Source organism: Streptomyces sp. NPDC031274 (assembly GCF_055570235.1).
Window position 1 is genome coordinate 1 of record NZ_JBVIHP010000294.1, and the last position, 1,269, is coordinate 1,269.

1 protein-coding gene is annotated in these 1,269 nt (G+C 72.3%); it reads right to left on the minus strand.

Going from position 1 to position 1,269, the window contains the following annotated elements:
- Positions 1-87 precede the first annotated feature (87 nt).
- A complete protein-coding gene (locus tag ACZ5CR_RS45775) occupies positions 88-1,176 on the minus strand; it encodes a ferredoxin reductase (protein WP_468869781.1) in 1,089 nt (362 codons plus the stop codon).
- Positions 1,177-1,269: the final 93 nt, after the last annotated feature.

A 1,269-nucleotide genomic window follows, 5' to 3' on the forward strand; every position in this document is an offset into this window, starting at 1 on the left:
CCTCTCCGGGTTCCGCATCGAGTTCCTTGCCGAGCTCTGCCTCGGTGGCAGCGAGAGGGGTCACAGTCATGGGGACTCCTTCTGTGGCTAGGCGTCGAGGGCCACCGGTCCGGCCGCGGCCGAGACACAGGTCTGGATCAACTGGCCGGTCCGGTCGTGGATTTCGCCGGTACGGAGATCGCGCACGCGCCCGTAGGCCAGTGGAGTGAGGCAGCCGAAGCAGATGCCCCGCCGGCATCCGTACGGCATCGGCGCCCCCGCGGACTCGCCGACGACGAGCAGCGGGGTCGACGCGTCCGCTGCGATCTCGGTACCGGTGCGGGTGAACAGCACCCGGCCGCCGGGTTCGGCGTCGGGGTCAGGCGGCAGGACCGGGGCGAGCCGGAAGCGCTCCACATGGAGCCGTTCACGGACACCTGCCCCGCGCCAGTGGTCCTGCATCGCGTCGAGCAGGGCGGCCGGACCGCAGGCCCAGGTCTCGCGCTCGCGCCAGTCGGGGCAGAGCCGCCCCAGAGCGTCCGGGGTAAGTCTGCCGTGCGGCCGTGTGTGGTGTTCGCCGTAGGCCAGCCAGCCCAACTGCCCCCCTGCCGAGTGCAGTTCACCACTGAAGATGCTGTCCCGGGCGCTGGGCGCACTGTGCAGCAGGACCACATCGGGGTGCGGGAGCCGACGGCTCATGAGGGTCCGGAGCATGCCCATGGCCGGGGTGATGCCGCTGCCCGCGGTCACGAGCAGGATGCGGGCCGGGAGACGGTCCGGAAGCACGAAATCCCCTTGCGCCGGGCCGAGTCGGAGAACCGTGCCCGGCGGTGTCCGGTGCGCGAGCCGCGGGGACACCCTGCCGTCGGGCGCGGCTTTGACGGTGATCGTCACAAGCCCGTCCGCCCGGCCCGGCGCGGAGGTCAGAGAGTAGGTGCGCCAATGCCAGACGCCGTCCATCTCGACGCCGACCGGGAGGTACTGACCGGCACGGTGCCCCGCCCAGCCCCGGCCGGGCCGAACCGTGAGCGTGGTGGCATCCGGGGTCTCCGGACGCAGCGCCGTCACCCGGCCCGCGGGAAAGCGCGCGTCGAGCAGGGGATCGATCAGTCCGAGGTAGTCGTCCGGGGCGAGCGGGCTGGTCAGCCAGGAGGCGGCGGTCAACAGCCCGCCCATGAGGGCCGGTAACGCAGGCATGGCACGGGTCCCTCTCGTCACGCGGCACAAGGGTGTCGCGTACGTCGAGTCGTCCCGGGCCCGGCTGGGGGCCACGAAACCATGCCTGGGTGG